At 42.6% G+C, this 5,117-nt stretch carries 5 protein-coding genes and 1 pseudogene; 3 read left to right on the top strand and 3 right to left on the bottom strand.

Annotated elements, in window-relative coordinates; all coding sequences use genetic code 11:
• Positions 1-16 precede the first annotated feature (16 nt).
• The gene (flgA, locus tag A3763_RS03840; RefSeq protein ID WP_068634236.1) at positions 17-787 is read right to left on the bottom strand and encodes a flagellar basal body P-ring formation chaperone FlgA; all 771 of its coding nucleotides are present in this window, start codon (positions 785-787) and stop codon (positions 17-19) included.
• 202 nt (positions 788-989) lie between these two features.
• On the opposite strand from flgA, the gene A3763_RS03835 reads away from it, so the two are divergent.
• Both A3763_RS03835 and A3763_RS03830 read left to right on the top strand, forming a co-directional pair.
• Positions 990-1,934: a chemotaxis protein CheV gene (locus A3763_RS03835; RefSeq protein WP_068507228.1), complete on the top strand. Its 945-nt coding sequence runs from the start codon at positions 990-992 to the stop codon at positions 1,932-1,934.
• A 34-nt stretch (positions 1,935-1,968) separates the two neighbouring features.
• Positions 1,969-2,805 (top strand): protein-glutamate O-methyltransferase CheR, encoded by an 837-nt coding sequence (locus A3763_RS03830; protein ID WP_068507226.1) that lies wholly within the window; start codon positions 1,969-1,971, stop codon positions 2,803-2,805.
• Between the two features lie 10 nt (positions 2,806-2,815).
• Here the strand turns inward: A3763_RS03830 and A3763_RS03825 are convergent, their stop codons facing one another.
• Complete coding sequence (locus A3763_RS03825; protein WP_068507224.1) at positions 2,816-3,595, bottom strand: ABC transporter substrate-binding protein; 780 nt, start codon at positions 3,593-3,595, stop codon at positions 2,816-2,818.
• Between the two features lie 268 nt (positions 3,596-3,863).
• Here A3763_RS03825 and A3763_RS03820 point away from each other — a divergent pair, with 268 nt between their 5' ends.
• Positions 3,864-4,184, top strand: coding sequence for an antibiotic biosynthesis monooxygenase (locus A3763_RS03820; RefSeq protein WP_068507222.1), 321 nt, complete (start codon positions 3,864-3,866; stop codon positions 4,182-4,184).
• A 56-nt stretch (positions 4,185-4,240) separates the two neighbouring features.
• Here the strand turns inward: A3763_RS03820 and A3763_RS28040 are convergent.
• A pseudogene (locus tag A3763_RS28040) lies at positions 4,241-5,117 on the bottom strand (acetoacetate--CoA ligase); the annotation flags it as partial.

Genomic DNA, 5,117 nt, shown 5'->3' with positions numbered 1-5,117 from the left:
TAAATTATGTTTTTTTCTAAAGTGTTATTATTACAAGGCCGGGCTCACTTACGCGAGCCTTTACAACACGCTTCGACTGCAGGTTTTGTACGGGTATTTGCTGCCCCAACGCCCCGTCAGTCATAGCGGTGCCGTTCATTCTAACCGAAATTGCACTATTGCTGGCAACGATTACAACATTATCGCCGCGCTTAACCAGCTTTGGCGGTGTTAAATGGCCAGGTTGAATTGTTGATCCGGGCCTAATTGAGCGCCGAGCTACCATACCTTCGACGTCAGATAGCTGTTGATAATGTGAATAGTGTGTTCGGTTAATAACTATTTCTTCTAGGTTGATGTCATTTATAGAGATCACTTGGCCACGCCGGATACCCCCCGTTGCGACAACTGTATGAGCGTAAAGGTCGAATTCTGAGCCAATATAGAGTTTCCAAGGTTTAAGACCTTCGCAGCGAATCTCGATTGTTATTCGGTTTTGTGTGAGAGGAGGGCGATTCAGCTTAAGTTGTGGCTGCTCGCTACATGTTTTGTTTTTGTGGTATGGATCAATATTGCCGACCCTGTATTCTGAGCGGTAACCTTTGTCCGCATAATCAGCGGCTAACTGCTCAAGGTATGCCGAGACTAGCGTTTTAAGGTCGAAGTTATTGTCTGAGGTTTCATTCTTTGCTAATTCTTCAGGCGCAGCGTGACTATGCTTATTCTCCAAAGTTACGGTCTCGCTCCCGATAACTAGTGTGCTCAGAAAAAGAAGCGGTAACCAGAATATTTGCCTACTAATTTTCATTTTATGTCCTATGCTATTGTTAGCTGTGCAAAAAATTAAAAAGCACGTGTAATAACAAGTACTTTATTGCGTAAACTGAGTGTTGCGTCAAAAGTACAAATCGTTGCTCAGGGTTTTACCTATTTGCTTAAGTATCAAGCATTCTGCTAAATACTTAAGCAAGTAACATACCGCTCTGAACATCGTTAGGGGAGCTATATATATGGCCGGTATTCTGGACAGTGTTAACCAACGAACTCAGCTCGTTGGGCAGAATCGACTGGAATTATTGTTGTTTAAGCTTCAGGGTCAGCAGATATACGGAATTAACGTTTTTAAGGTTAAAGAAGTATTGCAGTGCCCTAAGTTAACTATGATGCCACAACGACATCCTGTTGTTCGCGGTGTCGCGCATATTCGTGGTGGAACTATCCCTATTATGGATATGGGGATGGCAACAGGACAGATGCCGATTGCGGAAGAGACAATTCCCAATAGCTTTGTCATTATTACTGAATACAACAGAAAGACTCAAGGCTTCCTGGTTGGTGATGTTGAACGTATCGTTAACCTTAATTGGGAAGAGATTCATCCGCCGCCAAAGGGTGCCGGACGCGAAAATTACCTGACTGCCGTCACTCGTATCGATAATAAGCTTGTAGAAATTATCGATGTAGAGAAGATTCTTTCTGAAGTGGCGCCTGTAGAAGAAACCGTTAACGAAGAGTTCGTAGAACAGGTGTGTGAACGTAATAGTGAATCGCCGCCTACCGTTCTGGTCGCTGATGACTCGGTGGTTGCGCGTAAGCAAATACAAAACTGCCTACAAGCTATCGGCATTACAGTAATTACCAAGAATGATGGTAAACAGGCCTACGATTATCTAAGGGAACTTGTGGCGGACGGGTCACACCTTAATGATCATATTGATTTGATGATTTCAGACGTAGAGATGCCAGAGATGGATGGCTACACCTTGACGACCTTATGTAAGGATGATCATCGTTTAGCACCACTTTATATTATGCTGCACACTTCATTGAGTGGTGTGTTTAACCAGGCAATGGTAGAAAAAGTTGGTGCCGATGACTTTATGGCCAAGTTTAGTCCGGATGAACTTGCGGAAAAAGTGATGGATATCATTGATCGTATCAAGACGAAAGCTTAGATGTACAGCGCAACATGCTCGTTAAAGGGTGGCTATGCAATTAGATAGTTCAGCTCAGGAGTATCACTTATTCCGCACCTTTCTAGAGGAAGCGTGCGGGATATTGTTGGGTGAAAATAAGGCTTATCTAGTGAGTAGTCGCCTCAAGCCTGTGATGGCAAAGCATCAGATTGCAAGCCTAAGTGAGCTCGTGTCCAAGCTTAAGAGTATTTCACATCGCAATCTCAGAGAAGAAGTGATTGATGCGATGACTACAAATGAAACTTTATGGTTTCGAGACTCTCATCCTTTTACTGTTCTAAAAGAAAAAATCTTCGTTGAAGCAGATAAGCAGAATACTATTGCACCCTTGAAAATATGGTCAGCAGCATGCTCAACAGGTCAAGAGCCTTATTCGATCTCTATCATTGCGAAAGAGTTTCAAGAGTCTAAGCCCGGTAGATTGAAGGGGGGGGTAAAGGTTGTCGCGACAGATATCTCACCGACAGTGCTTGCTAACGCGAAGTCTGGTATCTATGAGATGTTGGCGCTTGGGCGCGGAATGTCTGAGCAACGCTTGAAGAAGTGTTTTAGTTCGCTTGAAGATGGTCGTTGGCAGATTAAACCTGAGTACAAAACTAGCATTGATTTTCAGTTGTTAAACTTGATGGAAGGTTACGGTCGAGTTGGAACTAATCTCGATGTGGTTTTTTGTAGAAATGTCTTGATCTATTTCTCACCTGAATTAAAACGAAAGATTCTGGTCAAAATACATAGTGTTTTGAAGAAGGGAGGGTATTTGATCTTAGGTGCTTCTGAGTCACTTAATGGTTTATCGGAGTACTTTGAAATGATTCAGTGCCGCCCAGGAATTATCTATCGAGCGATTTAATTAACCTGGTTTATTCGCAAGTCCCCGCATAAGAGTCTCTATATTTACTCAAGATAGCCTGGTACTCACCATTACCCTGAATGCCCTCCAAGCCCTTATTGAACTTTTGGATTAATGTCCTATCCATCGATCGAATTACTCGAGAAGTGGGGGGAGCAATATTGTCGAAGCTAAATTCCAGGGATTGATATTTCCTGCTGTTTTTGTGTTTGCTGGAAAAAATATTTCGATCCGAAATAGCAATGTCAATGCGCTTCATTGCGAGCATGTCGAGTTGTTTTAATTGATCAACATCCTCAGTGTACTTCTTGTTATTCTGAGTCATAAGCTGAAAGTCTTGGCCCAAGGTAGTGCTCGCACTTTTGAAAGCCCAAATATGCTTGTCATAGTAATCATATATAGTTTTAAGTTGTAGGTTCTGGCTAGCGAGTGAGATGGCACAGTCCACATAGTCAAGTGTTTTGTGGCTCGTGGAAATACCCGGCAAATTGGAAGAATAGATCGTATTTGATTGATTTGAAACAATTGCGTCGATGCTGCCACTTTTAACTAACTCTATTGCGCGTAGGTAATGGACATTCTCAATACTAATTGATTCGTAGCCTGCTTGGGTAAGTGCGCTATAGATAATGTCACGTTCAATACCGCTTTTTTTATCCTGGCTTAAGTATGGGGGCATTGAAAAAGTAAAGGCCAAAGAAATAGCTACTTGATCTTGTTTGTTAGCGAGGGCGGTCGTGGTGCTGAGTAACAGATAAAGTAACGTGGCTTTCGAAATAAATGCTCGCATTATCGTGTATCCGTATCCGGAGAAATCATAGGAAAATTATAGTTTGAATTTGCTGGATGTCCAACTTAGGCATTTTTTTGCCAACCTCGTTTTGGCTTCTCGAGTTAAAAAATCTAGCCAATTTTTCTTGATTTGAAGAGCAAAAAATAGTTTATTTGAACTGTAGCTTTTACCCGCAGGGCGCGGGCAAAATTTATGGTTAGTAAGTTGAAGCTGGGAACGTGTTTTTTCACTACAGAAACTGTTTTTACAAGGAGCAATAAGCAGAATGGACGCAATTGTAGGCACACCGCAACCTCCCTATTACTCTGTCATTTTTACCTCAGTACTTAGTAGCGATGATAAGGAATACTCTAACACATCTCTTCGTATGGAAGCGCTTGCCAGTGAGCAAGACGGGTTTTTGGGCTTAGAGTCAGCACGTGACTCACTAGGTGTGACGGTTTCCTATTGGCGTGATCTGGAATCGATTAAAGCGTGGAAAGATAATCTAGAACATACTGCAGCACAGTCTTTAGGAAAGGAGCGCTGGTATAGAGACTATAAAGTCAGGGTTTCACGTGTGGAACGCGATTACGGTTTATTGTAAAGCGCCTATTATCAATAGAGAAGATTGCCTTCTCTATTGATTTTATAGTCATTGTGCTAGTCGCTTTTCAGGGCCGCTAAGTTGCTATATAAGTTTAATGCCTCTGGGTTTGCCAATGCTTCTATATTTGTAAGCTCTTTGCCGTGCACGACATTTCTAACGGCTAGCTCGACAATTTTTCCACTCAATGTTCTGGGAATGTCCGTGACTTGAAGAATCTTATTGGGCACATGCCTTGGTGTAGTATTCTCGCGGATACTTCGTTTTATCTTATCGATAAGCTGCGTGTCTAGTGTTAAACCTTCTTGTAAACGAACAAAGAGAATGACACGAACATCATCTTGCCATTCTTGGCCGATAGCAATTGACTCAAACACTTCCTCAACCTTTTCAACCTGACGATAAATCTCAGCAGTACCTATTCGAACACCGCCAGGGTTAAGGATTGCATCAGAGCGGCCGTGAATGATTACGCCGGTTTGGGTTGGTGTTCCATTATCTGCTTCGTGGACAATAAGCTCTCCGTAGTCCCCATGAGCCCATGTGTTGTCAAAGCGTTTAAAGTAAGCGCTTTGGTATTTTTCGTTATTTTTGTCATTCCAGAAACCGGTTGGCATGGAAGGGAAGGCTTGCTTACAAACAAGCTCTCCTTTTCCTTGTGTAAGGCTAGTTCCATCATCATCTAAAAATTGTACGTCCATCCCTAAGCCAATGCATTGAAGCTCACCTTTGTATACTGGAAGATTCGGGTTTCCTAGCGCAAAACAAGAGATGATATCTGTGCCCCCGGAAATACTAGAGACGCATACGTCCGTCTTAATGTCGCGGTAAATATATTCAAAACTTTCGTGGCTCAAGGGGGAGCCGGTTGATAAGAATGCTTCGACGCTATCAAGTTGGTGGCTATGCTTCGGCGACAGACCAAACTTCTCA

The sequence above is a fragment of the Oleiphilus sp. HI0128 genome (assembly GCF_001635365.1).
The sequence above is the reverse complement of the archived record's forward strand: the minus strand, read 5'-3'. Positions and strand labels throughout refer to the sequence as shown.

Coding starts and splice junctions, on each gene's coding strand:
- flgA (WP_068634236.1), bottom strand. CDS start 787: ATGAAAATTAGTAGGCAAATATTCTGGTTACCGCTTCTTTTTCTGAGC.
- A3763_RS03835 (WP_068507228.1), top strand. CDS start 990: ATGGCCGGTATTCTGGACAGTGTTAACCAACGAACTCAGCTCGTTGGG.
- A3763_RS03830 (WP_068507226.1), top strand. CDS start 1,969: ATGCAATTAGATAGTTCAGCTCAGGAGTATCACTTATTCCGCACCTTT.
- A3763_RS03825 (WP_068507224.1), bottom strand. CDS start 3,595: ATGCGAGCATTTATTTCGAAAGCCACGTTACTTTATCTGTTACTCAGC.
- A3763_RS03820 (WP_068507222.1), top strand. CDS start 3,864: ATGGACGCAATTGTAGGCACACCGCAACCTCCCTATTACTCTGTCATT.